15 protein-coding genes are annotated in these 14213 nt (G+C 34.9%); 12 read left to right on the plus strand and 3 right to left on the minus strand.

The features are described from left to right. The first annotated feature begins 15 nt into the window (after positions 1 to 15). From AC23MB_RS07290 to AC23MB_RS07320, 7 genes are all read left to right on the plus strand, one after another. A complete protein-coding gene (locus AC23MB_RS07290) occupies positions 16 to 921 on the plus strand; it encodes a BatD family protein (protein ID WP_409529548.1) in 906 nt (301 codons plus the stop codon). 22 nt (positions 922 to 943) lie between these two features. After that, a complete protein-coding gene (locus AC23MB_RS07295) occupies positions 944 to 1939 on the plus strand; it encodes a VWA domain-containing protein (protein ID WP_312323187.1) in 996 nt (331 codons plus the stop codon). A 4-nt stretch (positions 1940 to 1943) separates the two neighbouring features. Then, positions 1944 to 2951, plus strand: coding sequence for a vWA domain-containing protein (locus AC23MB_RS07300; RefSeq protein WP_313029592.1), 1008 nt, complete (start codon positions 1944 to 1946; stop codon positions 2949 to 2951). Positions 2952 to 3100: 149 nt separating this feature from the next. Beyond that, the gene (locus tag AC23MB_RS07305) at positions 3101 to 3847 is read left to right on the plus strand and encodes a tetratricopeptide repeat protein (protein WP_313029595.1); all 747 of its coding nucleotides are present in this window, start codon (positions 3101 to 3103) and stop codon (positions 3845 to 3847) included. Continuing rightward, positions 3847 to 5616, plus strand: coding sequence for a BatD family protein (locus AC23MB_RS07310; RefSeq protein ID WP_487786879.1), 1770 nt, complete (start codon positions 3847 to 3849; stop codon positions 5614 to 5616). Before AC23MB_RS07305 ends, AC23MB_RS07310 begins: the two co-directional genes overlap by 1 nt. A gap of 45 nt (positions 5617 to 5661) precedes the next feature. Then, positions 5662 to 6264, plus strand: coding sequence for a MarC family protein (locus AC23MB_RS07315; RefSeq protein WP_079665913.1), 603 nt, complete (start codon positions 5662 to 5664; stop codon positions 6262 to 6264). An 11-nt stretch (positions 6265 to 6275) separates the two neighbouring features. Continuing rightward, positions 6276 to 6470: a hypothetical protein gene (locus tag AC23MB_RS07320; protein ID WP_079665914.1), complete on the plus strand. Its 195-nt coding sequence runs from the start codon at positions 6276 to 6278 to the stop codon at positions 6468 to 6470. A gap of 69 nt (positions 6471 to 6539) precedes the next feature. On the opposite strand, the gene AC23MB_RS07325 is transcribed toward AC23MB_RS07320, so the two are convergent. Continuing rightward, positions 6540 to 8213, minus strand: a complete 1674-nt coding sequence (locus AC23MB_RS07325; RefSeq protein ID WP_487786880.1) for a glutamine--tRNA ligase/YqeY domain fusion protein — start codon at positions 8211 to 8213, stop codon at positions 6540 to 6542. A 225-nt stretch (positions 8214 to 8438) separates the two neighbouring features. Here AC23MB_RS07325 and AC23MB_RS07330 point away from each other — a divergent pair, with 225 nt between their 5' ends. From AC23MB_RS07330 to AC23MB_RS07345, 4 genes are all read left to right on the plus strand, one after another. Then, positions 8439 to 9116: a response regulator transcription factor gene (locus tag AC23MB_RS07330; protein ID WP_300674115.1), complete on the plus strand. Its 678-nt coding sequence runs from the start codon at positions 8439 to 8441 to the stop codon at positions 9114 to 9116. Positions 9117 to 9189: 73 nt separating this feature from the next. Beyond that, positions 9190 to 10251: a sensor histidine kinase gene (locus tag AC23MB_RS07335; RefSeq protein WP_312323256.1), complete on the plus strand. Its 1062-nt coding sequence runs from the start codon at positions 9190 to 9192 to the stop codon at positions 10249 to 10251. Positions 10252 to 10430: 179 nt separating this feature from the next. Next, positions 10431 to 11012, plus strand: a complete 582-nt coding sequence (locus AC23MB_RS07340) for an IS1096 element passenger TnpR family protein (RefSeq protein ID WP_312323254.1) — start codon at positions 10431 to 10433, stop codon at positions 11010 to 11012. A gap of 80 nt (positions 11013 to 11092) precedes the next feature. Continuing rightward, positions 11093 to 12442, plus strand: a complete 1350-nt coding sequence (locus AC23MB_RS07345) for an alpha-amylase family glycosyl hydrolase (RefSeq protein WP_374329470.1) — start codon at positions 11093 to 11095, stop codon at positions 12440 to 12442. Positions 12443 to 12448: 6 nt separating this feature from the next. Here the strand turns inward: AC23MB_RS07345 and AC23MB_RS07350 are convergent, their stop codons facing one another. Both AC23MB_RS07350 and AC23MB_RS07355 read right to left on the minus strand, forming a co-directional pair. Next, positions 12449 to 12745: a hypothetical protein gene (locus AC23MB_RS07350; protein WP_374329469.1), complete on the minus strand. Its 297-nt coding sequence runs from the start codon at positions 12743 to 12745 to the stop codon at positions 12449 to 12451. Positions 12746 to 12765: 20 nt separating this feature from the next. Beyond that, entirely contained in the window at positions 12766 to 13722 is a 957-nt protein-coding gene (locus AC23MB_RS07355; protein ID WP_313029610.1) for a hypothetical protein, read from the minus strand. An 83-nt stretch (positions 13723 to 13805) separates the two neighbouring features. Here AC23MB_RS07355 and AC23MB_RS07360 point away from each other — a divergent pair, with 83 nt between their 5' ends. Further along, a complete protein-coding gene (locus AC23MB_RS07360; protein WP_313029613.1) occupies positions 13806 to 14171 on the plus strand; it encodes a hypothetical protein in 366 nt (121 codons plus the stop codon). Positions 14172 to 14213: the final 42 nt, after the last annotated feature.

The raw sequence follows: 14213 nt of genomic DNA on the forward strand, positions 1-14213 counted from the left end.
ACAGAATTTTAGGCCTTGAAATATTTCAAGTTTTCATATATCACGATTTTAGCTTTTTTAAGTCAAATTTTATTTGGACAAACGCTTTCCTCTAATCTTAGCAACACGACTTTAGCTTTGGGAGAAGTTGGCGAATACAAATTAAAAATCGATAATCTACAAGGTAAAGAAGTCGTCGTAGCACCTAAAAACGAATTGCTTCCTTTTCATTTTGAAGTGGTTAGCGACAGTATTTCGAAACAGCAAAACGAGTATTTTCGAGTTGTAAAATTTCAAATTTTTGATGAAGGAACTTTCAAAATTCCTGCTTTAGACATTAAAATCGGTGATCAAATTCAGAAGACGATTCCTTACGAAATCGAAGTCATCAACACCGCAAAAAAAGACGATGTCATCAACGACATTATGAAAAACAAACAAGTTGATCTTGGCATTAAAGATTATTGGGAGCTATACAAATTCTATATTCTTGCGGCTTTGGTCGTTATTGGGATTATTTTCTTGATTGTTTATTATATTAAATATGGACGAAAAGTAAAAGGCAGTCCGAAAGTGTTGACCAACCAAACGCTTAAAGATCTTGACCGTCTCAAAAAGAAAAACTACATCCAAAATGGCAATTACAGAATGTATTATGTAGAGTTAATCGACATTACACGAGAGTTTTTGACCAAACAATATAAAATCCCAGCCAATGTTTTGCTAACCGATGATCTTATCGATTATATGAAAACTAGCAATATTATTTCGGAACAAAACGAAAAAATTATTGAAGATATTTTCCAACGTGGCGACTTGGTAAAATTCGCTAAAACAATCCCAAATAGCGACATGATGGAGAAAGATTTTAATGATATTAAAACAATGGTGCAACGCTCTACCAAAGATGTGGAAGCCGAACAACTAAGAACTATGAACTAACTGCGCAAGCGACTTTAGAATAATGAATTTCAATTTTGAATTTTATAGCCCTTGGCTGTTGTTACTTTTTTTGGTTTTTGTACCCTTAATCATTCTAGATTTTGGACGAAAAAAACCGAAAGGCATCAAAGTTCCAACAACGCAAGCGATGCGTCCGGCAGGTGGTTTAGGATTGATTATGGCATTTTTAAGATTTTCAAAATATTTGATTTTGTCAGCCTTGATTATTGCAATGGCACGTCCACGGACTTTCACCATAACCGACGACCGCGACGAGACCAAAGGCTTAGATATTATGCTAACAGTAGATGTTTCGTTAAGTATGTTAGCAAAAGACTTAGATCCTGACCGACTTGAAGCTTTAAAAAAGATAGCTAAAAACTTTGTTAATCAACGTCCGAATGACCGTATTGGTTTGGTTGCTTATTCTGGCGAAGCTTATACAAAAGTCCCGATGACGACCGATCATCAAGTTGTTAATGACGAAATATCCGAACTTAGTCCCACCGAATTACAGCCCGGAACGGCGATTGGCGAAGGATTGGTTGTAGCTGTTAACCATTTAAAAGAGTCGAAAGCGAAAAGCAAGATCATTATTTTGATGACCGATGGCGAGAATAATGTCACGAATGCGACACCGCCAGAAATCGCGGCAGAACTTGCTATAAACAATGGTATTAAAGTCTACACCATTGGTATCGGAAGTCGTGGTTATGCGCTTTTCCCAACAGCTACAGATATTTTCGGCGATATTGTTTTCACTGAAAAAGAAACTGATTTGGATGAAAATCTCCTAAAAGAAATTGCAAATCGAACTGGCGGAAAATATTTCCGAGCAACCTCGAATGACAGTCTACAAGAGATTTATAACGACATTAATGGTTTAGAAAAATCAGATATTAAAACTTCAAAACTTTATCAATATCAAGAATATTTCCGAATTTTCCTTTGGATTGCTTTAGGGATTTTATTGTTCGATATTATTTTGAGATGGTTTTTGTACAAAATATTGAGCTAGACAGATGGATTTTTATTTAGATAATTATTGGTACGTTCTACTTTTCCTTTTACTTCCAGTGATTGGATTATTGCTGTTTAGCTTTATTAAATGGAAAAAAAAGAAACGCGAACTTTTTGCAGAAGCTCAATTCAGAGATCAATTATTTGCTAAAACAAGTAGATTTTCGAAGCTATTTCCAGGTTTATTTTTCTTGGCGATTTTATTTTTAATTTTTGCAATGATTGATCTTCTAGGAGGTAAACAAGAAATAAAAACGCAGCAAAAAATGAACAATGTTATATTTTTGCTCGACGTTTCCAACTCGATGAATGCGCAAGACATCCAACCGAGCCGTCTACAACAAGGCAAAGATATTATCATTAATAGTTTTCCGAAAATGAATAATGATCGTGTTGGGATTATTGTTTTTGCGGGTGAAGCTAACTCGATTATGCCTTTAACAACCGATTATAACGCTGCTGAATCTTACATCACGGGCATCGAAACCAGCGTTGTACAAACACAAGGCACCGACTTTTTGAAGGCGATGCAAATGGCGGTTAAAAAATTCAAATCCATACCAAAAGGTGCGAGAAAAGTTGTAATGATCAGCGATGGCGAAAACAATGAAGAAAATGAATCTGCAGCTATAAAACTGGCTAACCAAGAAGGCATTATCGTTTCGACAATTGGTATTGGCGGCGAACAAGGTGCGCCAATTCCGGAATATTACTACGGACAATTGATGGGTTACAAAACCAATATGTCGGGTGAAACCGTCATGACCAAATTGGAAACAAAAGCTTTAAAAAATCTTGCATCCAGCACAGACGGAAGTTATATCGATGGCAACGACTTAGAGTCTGCGGTTGCCAAACTTTCTGATGTTTTGAAAAAGTCAACAAATTCTAACACTTCATATATAAGTTCTCAATCTGCAGAACATTATTATCAATACTTTTTAGGCGTTTCGATTGCGCTGTTTTTACTCATTTATTTATTTAATCCAAAGCGAGATTTAAATATTTAAAAACGGTATTTCGCCTCTTAGCTAGAACAAGTCTAAATAGCAAACTAACAATTCTCCCAAAATATACTATTTATCGGCATATTTAACCCATTTTAACGTTTTAAGAATGGGTTTTTAACAATTAAAGAAATAATTTTGCAGTTATGAATATGAAGTTGATTCTCAGTCTTTTGTTTTTTATAATTCTTGGCCAATTTGGTATGGCTCAGGAAGGTTACAAAACACTTGTATATGAAGGCAATAGACAATTCGACAAAAAAAACTATGATGCTTCTTCTTCCAAATTCCTGGAGGCCGCTAAACTAGACGACAAAAACTTCGACGCACATTACAACCTTGGTAATGCTTTGTACAAAAAGAAAATGTATGAAGAAGCTAAAGCTGAGTTTCAAAAAGCGGAACAGAATGCAAAGAATAAAAATGATAAAGCTGCAGCACAATATAATCTTGGTAATGCAATGATGCAAACCGAGAAAATGGATCAAGCTGCTGAAATGTATAAAAAAGCTTTAAAAAATGATCCTTACAACGAAAGCATTCGTAAAAATTATGAGATTGCAAAGCTGAAAGAAAAAGAAAAAGACAAGAAAAAAGATCAAAACCAAGATAATAAAGGCGGCGATCAGCAAGATCAAAAACAACAAGGCGGACAAAATAACAAAGGTGACCAAAAAGGCAATCAGCCAAATGGATCATCTAAAGATCAACAAGAAAAAGGTGAAGGTGCAGGCGACAAACAATCTACGCAAGAACCAAAAGAAAACGGAAACAAAATTCCGAAAGATATAGAAAACGCTATTTTAAATAAAGTACAGGACAGAGAGAAAGAAACTGCACGACGAATCCTTAACAAGGATGCAAACTCTATCCCACAGTCCAACGAGAAAGATTGGTAATGAAGCACATTTGGTTTTCGTTTGTTTTAAGTATTTTCTCGACCATAACTTGTTATGGTCAAGTCTATATTTCGTCCGAAACCAATGTTAAAGAAACCACTACCAATGATGTTATCAGCCTCACGATTGCGGTAGAAATAAGTGGTGAAGACCAAGTACAAGAATCGCCAATCAAACTTCCGGACTTCCAAAGATTCGATGTTTTAGATTACAATTCTGAACAAAATACAATTATTGATCCTGTTAGAAAAGTTAGGGTTAACCAAATGGTTTATCAATTTTTACTACAACCAAAACAATCTGGTTCTATCAAAATTGGTTCAGCTCTGGTTAAGGTCAATGGCAAAATGTACAAATCTGAGCCATTTGACATTTTGGTAAGAGACGTTTCTAAACGTATACCAGACAACACTCGTAATCTTGCTAGCCAAAATAATCAAACTTACCTTAATGTAAAACTTGACGATCACGAAGTCTATAAAAATCAACCTGTTGTTGCAACTTTGTCAGTAATTACTCGTGACGTCGATAATTTTAGAAAAGTTAAAAATATACAAACGCCGAAGAGCGGTAATATCCTAGTGCAACCAATCAGCTTAACACGTTCTGATATTGAACAAGATTCAAAATCTGGTCTGTTATCGCAAATTGTTGGTATTTATATTATTTTCCCAAAAGAAGCTGGGTCTGTAGAAGTGCCTGCTTTTACGGCAGAGATTGTGGATCAGGGTGCTACAAGACTTACATCCAACAGAACCAATATCTCTGTTAAACATTTACCAGCCGGCGCTCCAGAAGATTTCAACAATTTTGTTGGTAACTTCAGCATCGATATGACAAATGTCGAAAGTCTACCTCAACCAATAGAAATTAACAAACCTCTTGATATTGTTGTAAAACTTATCGGTCGCGGAAATCTATCGGCGCATAATATGCCGAAAATTATTCCGACGGAAGACTATGATGTTTTCCCTCCAAAGTTGGTGAAAAATCTAAAAGTTGAGAAAGAAGGCATCGTTGGTGACATCGAAGCGCATTATGTTATTGTCCCTAAAAAAGCAGGAAATATTGCCATTAAAACCGAAAAAATGGCTTTCTTTAATCCTGAGAAAAAGCTTTATAAAGACCTTGGCGAAAAGTCAATTGTAATACGTGCAATGACATCTTTAGAAATAGAAAATGCTAAATCTACAATGCAAAAAGTTAACGAATATACCAACACTGTTTTGGATAAAGTTAACACGCCAGTTTTGCAAACAGAAACATTAAAACTATCCGAAAATAAAGGCATGAACTGGCAAGTTATTTTCGGAAATTTAGCTTTAATAGGCGCGATGGGAATGGTAATCTATTTGGTTAGAAATCGTTATCAAAAGAAAAAATTAGCAAGTATTATTAAAGAAGAGCAACTGAAATCGAGACCAAAGATTACAACAATCGAAGAGACTGAAGCTTTATTAAGAAGTAAATCTTCTCTTAACTTGACAAGTCACTTTAATTATCTTGAAAATCTATTAATTCAAAAAAAATATTCGGAATTTTTTACTGAGTTTGCAAATCTAGAAGCAGAAGTTGATGTTAAATCAAATCATAAATTTGGGCATCCATACGCTCATCATTTAAAACAGACAAATGAAAATTTATACCAAAAATATACTTTACTAAAAGACTCTCTTAACACTGAGAAGTATTCGCCAATCATTAACGGAGAAAAATTAGATTATATTTTGGTACAAAGTAAAGAGGTTTTTTCAGCAATTGAAAATTAAACAAAAATATTTCATAATTTTGCGAAAAATTAAATTTATACACCTGTGAATTTTTTTGAACATATCTCTTGGAAAGAAACCTTTACGTGTTTCATGGTTTTGTTTGCGGTTATCGACATCATCGGATCGGTACCAATTATCGTTTCGTTACGTCAAAAGTTTGGTAAGATAGAAGCCGAAAAAGCTTCTATTGTTGCGGGACTTATCATGATTGCGTTTTTGTTTATCGGAAAAGAGATTCTAAGATTTATTGGCGTTGACCTCAACTCGTTCGCGATTGCTGGTGCTTTTGTCATCTTTATTATCGCTCTTGAAATGATCTTGGGCATCGAAATCCAAAAATCGTCACAAGCTAATGCCGCATCGATTGTACCAATTGCTTTCCCGTTGGTTGCAGGCGCAGGAACATTGACGACAACACTTTCTCTAAAAGCAGAGTTCCACGAGATTAATATCATTTTAGGAATTATCCTTAACACGATTTTGGTATACATCGTTTTGAGAATTGCACCTTGGATCGAAAAGAAAATGGGTGAAGGATCACTACAAATTTTACAAAAAGTTTTCGGAATTATCCTTTTAGCAATCTCTATTAAATTATTTACTGCTAACTTTGCACAGCTTATTCAGAATTACGTACATTTTTAAAAAATAATATTATGCAGCTGTTTTATAAAATATTCTTAGCCTTATTTGTGATATTTATCGGTATTAACATCTACGGAATTAATTGGAGCGTTGGCGTTTTGGATGAAGAAAATTCTAAGTTTATTTTCTCCATTGCAGCTTCACTTATTGGTATTATCGTGATCTACATTATGAGCACTTGGCAAAAAGTCGGTGTTAAAAAATAGTTTTTAAAATTAAACTTAAAATAAAAAAGCTTCTCAATTGAGAAGCTTTTCTTGTATCTAATCCACAAATTATTGCGGTTTGTAACTGTCTTTAAGTGTCACCGTTCTGTTAAACACCAATTGCCCATCGGTAGATGTTTTATCTTTAATAAAGTAACCAATTCTTTGGAACTGGAAATGATCTTCAGTTGTTGCATCTTTCAGACTTGGCTCTCCAAAACCATTTTGAACCTTCAAAGATTCTGGATTGATAAAGTTAAGGAAATCAACATCTTTCTCCGCATCAGGTTGCTCAACCGTAAACAATCTATCGTAGATATTCACTTTAATTGGTAACGCATGTTTTCCAGAAACCCAATGTAAAGTACCTTTTACTTTTCTTTGACTAGCTTCGGTTCCGCTTCCAGAACGGCTATCTTCGTCGTAAGTTGCAAAGATTGTTGTGATGTTACCATCAGCATCTTTCTCCACGCGATTCGCTTTGATGATGTAAGCTGCTTTCAGACGAACTTCGTTACCTAGGCTTAATCTAAAGAATTTCTTTGGTGCTTCTTCCATAAAATCTTCACGCTCGATGTAGATTTCTCTTGAGAAAGGCACTTGACGTGTTCCAGCGTTTTCGTCTTCAGGATTATTTTCAGTTTCTAAAAACTCTTCTTTATCTTCAGGATAGTTTTCTATCACCAATTTCACAGGATCAACAACCGCCATAACACGGGTTGCTACTTTGTTAAGATCTTCTCTAACGAAGAATTCTAACAACTGAATTTCGATAAGGTTTTCACGTTTTGCAACACCTACTCTATCAATAAAGTTACGAATCGCATTTGCTGTATAACCTTTTCTACGAAGTCCAGAAATAGTTGGCATTCTTGGATCATCCCAACCAGTGGTAACGCCTTCTGCTACTAATCTTTGTAATTTACGTTTTGATGTAATCATGTATGACACATTCATACGTGCAAACTCACGTTGTTTTGGTGCAACTTTAGAAGCATCATATACTTGATCCAAATACCATTCGTAAAGTGGACGGTGATTTTCGAATTCTAAAGAACATAACGAATGCGAAACTTGCTCTAGATAATCACTTTCACCATGTGCCCAATCGTACATTGGATAGATCTTCCAAGTATCTCTAGTACGGTGATGCGCACGTTTTAGGATACGATACATAACAGGATCGCGCATGTTCATGTTAGGAGAATTCATATCGATTTTTGCACGAAGACTCATCGCGCCTTCCTCGAATTCGCCATTCTTCATACGCTCGAAAAGATCAAGACTTTCTTCAACTGGACGATTACGATAAGGTGATTCTACACCGTCTTCGAAAGGTGTCTTTCTTTGCGCCGTAATATCTTCTGATGATTGCTCATCAACATAAGCTTTCCCTTCTTTGATCAAAGTTACAGCCCAATCATACAATTGCTGGAAGTAGTCAGAGGCATAGCGCTCTTCTGCCCAATTGAAGCCAAGCCACTTCACATCTTCTCTGATAGAATCTACGAATTCTTGTTCTTCTTTCTCTGGGTTAGTGTCATCAAATCTTAAATTAACTGGTGCGCCATAACGCAATCCAAGACCAAAATTGATACAAATCGCTTTTGTATGGCCAATATGAAGATAACCGTTAGGCTCTGGCGGAAAACGGAATCTCAACTTGTCCTTTCCTAAACCATTAGCCAAATCATCTTCAATAATTTGCTCTAAAAAGTTAAGTGATTTTTTTTCTTCTTCCATAAAGTTGTATAATGAGAAAGCAAATTTAAGACTTTTAGTGATAAAACTTGCTATATCGATACTTCGATTGTATTTAGAATCGCTTAAAGTCCAATTCCTGATTTAATTTTAAATTAACATCTATTTAATAATAAGCATAATAAATTAGGATAGATATTAATTTTATGTAAACTACTTAAAATTCAATTCAATTTTTATTAATTTTGAGAAACATAAAATCTAAAAATGAATCGTAAAAAAATCCTTTTGGTTGATGATGAACAGGACATTCTTGAAATGTTATCATACAACTTAGAAAAAGAAGGTTACCAAGTCCACACCGCGTCCAATGGGCAGGAAGGCATCTCCAAAGCAAAAGAAATCATCCCAGATCTTATACTTCTAGACGTAATGATGCCAGAAAAAGACGGCATCGAAACTTGTCAAGAAATGCGTCAAATAAAAGAATTACAAAAAACTTTAATCGTTTTCTTATCAGCAAGAAGTGAAGAATTTTCTCAACTTGCAGGTTACCAAGCTGGTGCCAACGATTATATTATTAAAGTTATTAAACCAAAAGTTTTGGTATCAAAAGTGGCTGCGCTTCTTCAACTAGGTGCAAAAGCTAACGAAAATACCAATTATATCGAGCTTGGCGATTTAATCATCGATAAAGATAACTTCAAAGTAACGAAGGCTAACGAAGAGTTTTTACTTCCTAAAAAAGAGTTTGACCTTTTATTTTTATTAGCTTCTAATACGGACAAAGTTTTTAAAAGAGAAGAAATTCTTGAGAAAGTTTGGGGTAACGACGTTATCGTGGGCGAACGTACAATTGATGTACACATCCGAAGACTTCGCGAAAAGTTAGGTATCAACAGCATACAAACTCTAAAAGGAATTGGATATAAATTGGTTGTGTAGACAATTATTTTTATTAAAATGTAAATAAGCTATAAGATTTTCTAACGAAAATCTTTTTTTATAAATTTATCTCATGTATTCTACTCCAAAAAGGAACTTCAAACTGAACTGGGTTTCGGCTTTAGCCTCATTTGTGTTGGTTGCCATAATCGGCACAGTTATTTCGATTTTTCAAGCTAAAACCCACGACCAATATTTCAAAACTAGAGATTTTAATATCTTCATTGTTTTCACCTTGACTTTGGTGATGATTCTTAATTATTACATCCTCGAGTTTTTATTTAATTATAATAGTAAAAAACAAATTCGACGTATCAAAAAGATACTTCCAGACAACTTTATCCTCGATCATGAACCCGATCTTAGTTTGAAAGAATTCGGAGAACGTGTAACCTTGATGAGCACGCAAAACGACTTCGAAATGGATATGATGAAGGAAATGGAAAACTTCCGAAAAGAATATGTCGGGAACGTTTCTCATGAGTTAAAAACGCCTTTATTCTCCATCCAAGGTTATGTGTCGACTTTGCTAGACGGCGGTGTAGAAGATCTTAATATCCGAGACAAATATCTGCAACGCATCGACAGTTCTGTAGAGCGGCTTCTTAACATTGTTAAAGATTTGGATATGATTAACCGCTTCGAAGCTGGCCAAATTGAATTAAATCTTATCAGTTTTGACATCAACGAATTGGTGGAAGAAGTGTTCGATCTCCTTGATCTAGAAGCCAATAGACATCTTATGAAGCTTGAATTACAAAGCACTCAGAAAAAGCTATTGGTACACGCGGACAAAAATAAAATATCGCAAGTCTTTACCAACCTTGTCTCTAACGCTATAAAATATGCAAACCGCGAAGGCGCAAGAATTATTGTAACGACCAAAGAGGAAGCCAAATTTATCTCTATCACCGTGGAAGACAATGGGATGGGAATAAAACCAGAAAATCTTACAAGGATTTTTGAACGTTTCTATCGTGTCGAAGCCAGCCGTAATCGTAAAGATGGCGGATCTGGACTTGGACTAGCAATTGTGAAACACATCTTGGAAGCACATCACCAGAACATTACTGTAGAAAGCGCTTATCTTAGTGGAACAAAATTTAAATTTAGATTAGAAAAATCTTCTTTGTAATATCAAAAAAAATATTAGTTTTAGAGCAGAAATACTTGCAAAAATTTGAAGGTTGAGAAGGGCTAAAATTTAATAAAATATTTTATTAAAAAAAGTATTTTTTTTGGCTTTTATCCTTTCTCAATTGTCATATATTTGCAGCAAAATAATTGTAAAAGTAGATTTTAGAAGAGAAAAAAATGGTTTACAAGATAAGAGTTATTTTAGATGCAAAAGAGAGCATCTTTAGAGACATCGAGATCAAGGACAAACAAACTTTATGGAATTTGCACTTAGGAATCAAAAGTGCTTTCAGTCTTTCGGGGGAAGAACTTTCTAGCTTTTATTTTTCTGATGAAGAGTGGTCCGAAGGTAGAGCCGTACCATTGGAAGATATGAGCGAAGAAGGCGATGGCGAGATTATGTCTGACGTGTATGTCAACGAAGGATTCACACAAAAAGGTGACAAGATGAGATTCCAATACGGATTCTTAGATCTTTGGGAATTTTTCTGTGAATTGATTGACGTTACCGAAGAAAAACCTGCTGTTAATTACCCAATTACTGTGTACAGATTCGGAAATGTTCCTTTAAAAGCACCTAGCAAAAATGGCGTTTCTGGAGGATCTTCAAAAAAATCTGCAATACCTTTTATGGATGATGATTTTGGGTTCGAAGATGATTTCAAATCAGCTAACTTCGATGACGCAGACGAATTCGGAGATGATGACGAGGAAGAAGAAGGATACAATGACGATATCTTCGAAGATGACGAAGATTAATCAAAAATCGAAATAAATAATTAGCCTGATGTTGAGTCAGGCTTTTTTATTTTGTTTATTTTTGAATAAATAAAAATTTAATGAAGAAGATTTTATTGCTTGGTATTGCCTTATCAGCAATTGCTTGCACAACTCAAACCAAAACAAAAACACAGATGACACAACCCCAAGAGTGGAAACATACAACCAATATCTACGAAATCAACACGCGACAATATTCGAAGGAAGGGACTTTCAAAGCGGTTGAAAAAGATCTTCCACGACTAAAAGCGATGGGTGTTAAAACCATTTGGTTTATGCCGATTACGCCAATCGCTCAACAGAACAAAAAAGGGACTCTTGGTAGTCCTTATGCAGCGCAAGATTATACAAGTATTAATCCTGAGTTTGGGACTTTACAAGATTTCAAAGATGTGGTTAACAAAGCGCATAGTTTGGGATTAAATGTCATTATCGATTGGGTGGCAAATCACACAGGTTGGGATCACGTTTGGACCAAATCTAATCCTGATTTTTATCTAAAAGATCCTGACGGAAAATTCCATATTGCGGAAGGTATGGACGATATTATCGAACTCGATTTTAAAAATCCAAACATGCGTCAAGCGATGATCGACGCGATGAAATATTGGGTTAAAGAAACCAATATTGATGGATTCCGTTGCGACCTTGCTAGTTGGGTAGAAGTTGACTTTTGGCAACAAGCACGTCCTGAAGTTGAAAAATTAAAACCACTTTTTTGGTTGGGCGAATTTGATGAGTTGGACACACCAGAATACGGAAAAGTCTTTGACGCCAGCTATTCTTGGAAGTGGATGCATCTAACTAAAGATTATTATCAGAAAAAATTACCACTTCAGGATCTTAAAAACTTACTGCAACAATATTCTAACATTGGCGACAATTCGATGCGCGCGTGGTTCACGACCAATCATGATGAAAATACTTGGAATGGTACCGAATACGAAAAATATGGCGACCTTGCTCCTGCCCTTGCTGTTTTTTCAGCAACTTGGAATGGCGTTCCGTTGTTGTACAACGGGCAAGAATTACCTTTAAAAACAAAACGTCTTGAGTTTTTCGAAAAAGATACAATCCCATGGACTGGGCAAAACGCTTTGAATGATTTTTATAAAACTTTGTTAAATTTAAAATCAGAAAATCCTGCGCTTCGCGGTGGCGATTCCAATGTTACAACCTACTGGATCGAGACTTCCGCTAACGACAAAATCCTTGCCTACCAACGTAAAAATGGCAATCGTGAAGTTTTGGTTTTACTAAATATGTCGGCTGATAATGTAGAGTTTAATATTCATGGGAAAGAAATTGAAGGCCAGTACAAAAATGTCTTTACACAATCGCCACAAGCCTTAATGGATGGTAGCCGACTTGCATTAAAAGCTTATGATTACTTGGTTTTTGAAAAATAATTTTATTTAAATCACATTTAAAAATAAAAAAGGAGCGTTGATTGTAACGTTCCTTTTTGGTTTATAAAAATTATAAATTTTCGATGCTATCGAAATAGACTTTTCACCTTTTAAGTTTTCTAACTCATTACCATAATTAAAATATTGAAACATCAGTTGCGGCAAACAAAGTTCGAAATTTGGATTATCAGTTTTAGCATCGAATTCCATATCGCCAATATTTGCACGATATTTTGAAAGCACTTTCTCATTTTGGCAGCTAAAAAGTAGCGGAATCAAAAATAGAAATAAGCTTTTCTTCATTTAATTTAAAAAATAAAAAATTATCGCGTCAACTTGTTAAGGTCGATGAGAAGATAATTGATATTTTGGTTAATCGTTCTGGTTGCCGATTGCATTTGGTTAAGCATCGCCGCACGATTGTTAAGTGCCTCGTTGTCGTACTTTCCGCCATCATTAAAGATCGGAGAAGCATTGGCCGCATCCACATCACCCTCGAATTGATACATAATCCAGCGTTGCTTCATATTCTGTATAATCGAGTGTTCATTAAGATTCGAAAATTTTTTCTCAGTATACATATACCAAATAAAAGGAGGAAAATTTCGCGACTGTAGTTTCTCTTGCCAAATATCACGAAGGATATTTCGAGCATGGATAAACTCGACTTTCTTACCTTTCGGATTGAGTAGAGCAAGACCAAAACCTGCACCAATAAGACCGCCACCAATATCAATAGCTTTGTCCCAACCATCACTTTTTACAAATCCACCAGCTAAAGAACCAAGCGCTCCAACAGCGATAGAATAGACTATCATTTTGTTATTTTTCTTGCTATTAAGACTACTCACATAATTTGCCATTTGTGCAACGCGTTCGCCTTCGCAGTCAAATTCGGCAGCAACAGCATCTACTTCACCTAGCGCTAATGTAATTTTGCCATCTATTTTATCCTTAATTTTCATGATTTTAAGTTGTGACTCGATGCTTGTATCTTTTTTTAATTCTAAAATTTTTTCAACATCATCAAGTGAGTTTAAGGCATTAAGAATCAAAATACTTTGTTGGTTAAAAACGGATCTAAGATGTTGTTTTTCATTAAGTAACGAATCCGAATTAACATGAAGATTAACCTTCTCGTAGTCATAATTGGTTGGCGCTTTGCAATAACTATCGCGAAGGATAATGATATTGGCGTTAATATTTTTAGTCTTTTGCGTTGTACAAGAGTTAAGCCCAACAATGACAAAAGCTAGTAATAATGCGTAGTTTTTCATCATAAATGTATTCTTACACAAATTATAAAAAGATTTTGAATTTGTATTAAAAAAAATACTAATTTTAAATATCAAAAATAAGTGTTATGGGAAATATTATCGTAGGGCTTATGTCTCAACAAAATGATTATCAAAATCTTAGATTTGAGTTAGAGGAATCAGGATTTCGAGATTCCGATTACATTATTTATCGTAATAATGGAGAAAACGACAGTTTTTGGGCAAGTATCTCTGCTAACAATGACCAACAGAAAAACAAAGGCGAAGAAATTTTAAAAAAATTAGATGCAAAAAAATCTTACTATTTTAAAAATGTTGATATCGAAGATGCAAAATCTTTCGATGCGTTAAAAAAAGAAATTGGCATTCGCGCAAAATCAGAAATTCATCCAAGTCCTGATATCAGGCACAGAACACCTCATTATGGATTAAATTCTGAAATTAAATTTTAAAACATAAAAAAAGCTGCTTAACAAAGGGCAGCTTTCTATTTT

It is taken from the genome of Soonwooa sp. T0.1_25 (assembly GCF_057652215.1).

What these genes read in the sequence shown, in the direction of transcription:
- AC23MB_RS07350 (WP_374329469.1), bottom strand. Translation starts at nt 12,745, where the DNA reads ATGAAGAAAAGCTTATTTCTATTTTTGATTCCGCTACTTTTTAGCTGC.
- AC23MB_RS07345 (WP_374329470.1), top strand. Translation starts at nt 11,093, where the DNA reads ATGAAGAAGATTTTATTGCTTGGTATTGCCTTATCAGCAATTGCTTGC.
- AC23MB_RS07325 (WP_487786880.1), bottom strand. Translation starts at nt 8,213, where the DNA reads ATGGAAGAAGAAAAAAAATCACTTAACTTTTTAGAGCAAATTATTGAA.
- AC23MB_RS07330 (WP_300674115.1), top strand. Translation starts at nt 8,439, where the DNA reads ATGAATCGTAAAAAAATCCTTTTGGTTGATGATGAACAGGACATTCTT.
- AC23MB_RS07310 (WP_487786879.1), top strand. Translation starts at nt 3,847, where the DNA reads ATGAAGCACATTTGGTTTTCGTTTGTTTTAAGTATTTTCTCGACCATA.
- AC23MB_RS07305 (WP_313029595.1), top strand. Translation starts at nt 3,101, where the DNA reads ATGAAGTTGATTCTCAGTCTTTTGTTTTTTATAATTCTTGGCCAATTT.
- AC23MB_RS07355 (WP_313029610.1), bottom strand. Translation starts at nt 13,722, where the DNA reads ATGATGAAAAACTACGCATTATTACTAGCTTTTGTCATTGTTGGGCTT.
- AC23MB_RS07335 (WP_312323256.1), top strand. Translation starts at nt 9,190, where the DNA reads ATGTATTCTACTCCAAAAAGGAACTTCAAACTGAACTGGGTTTCGGCT.
- AC23MB_RS07300 (WP_313029592.1), top strand. Translation starts at nt 1,944, where the DNA reads ATGGATTTTTATTTAGATAATTATTGGTACGTTCTACTTTTCCTTTTA.
- AC23MB_RS07320 (WP_079665914.1), top strand. Translation starts at nt 6,276, where the DNA reads ATGCAGCTGTTTTATAAAATATTCTTAGCCTTATTTGTGATATTTATC.
- AC23MB_RS07360 (WP_313029613.1), top strand. Translation starts at nt 13,806, where the DNA reads ATGGGAAATATTATCGTAGGGCTTATGTCTCAACAAAATGATTATCAA.
- AC23MB_RS07340 (WP_312323254.1), top strand. Translation starts at nt 10,431, where the DNA reads ATGGTTTACAAGATAAGAGTTATTTTAGATGCAAAAGAGAGCATCTTT.
- AC23MB_RS07295 (WP_312323187.1), top strand. Translation starts at nt 944, where the DNA reads ATGAATTTCAATTTTGAATTTTATAGCCCTTGGCTGTTGTTACTTTTT.